Below are 277 nucleotides of genomic sequence, written 5' to 3' on the forward strand. Positions count from 1 at the left end.
GTTATATACTCGCTTTTTTATTGCTTATATTTTGACTATTATTTAAACTTATGATTAACGGATTAAAAAATACACTTAAGGAACTCCTATGTCTGCATATGCTCGCCGTGCTATTGCCGAAAGGCAACGTCAAAATCAAATTAAAAGTCTTCTATCAGGTAACAATCACACGCTGATACAAATGAATTCTGCAGAGTTTGTAGAATACATTATTTCTGTAAAGATGAAGCAAGGTAAATCTCGTTCAGAAGTGGTTGATTGGCTTGATGAGTTACTG

At 33.6% G+C, this 277-nt stretch carries 1 protein-coding gene; it reads left to right on the top strand.

What is annotated here, in order from left to right; all coding sequences use genetic code 11:
• Positions 1 to 88: 88 nt before the first annotated feature.
• Positions 89 to 277: hypothetical protein (locus AAEY80_RS14490; protein WP_350588567.1), on the top strand; the 189-nt coding region annotated here is incomplete at its 3' end.

The organism is Psychrobacter sp. 78a-MNA-CIBAN-0178 (assembly GCF_040309625.1).
Classification (GTDB): domain Bacteria; phylum Pseudomonadota; class Gammaproteobacteria; order Pseudomonadales; family Moraxellaceae; genus Psychrobacter; species Psychrobacter okhotskensis.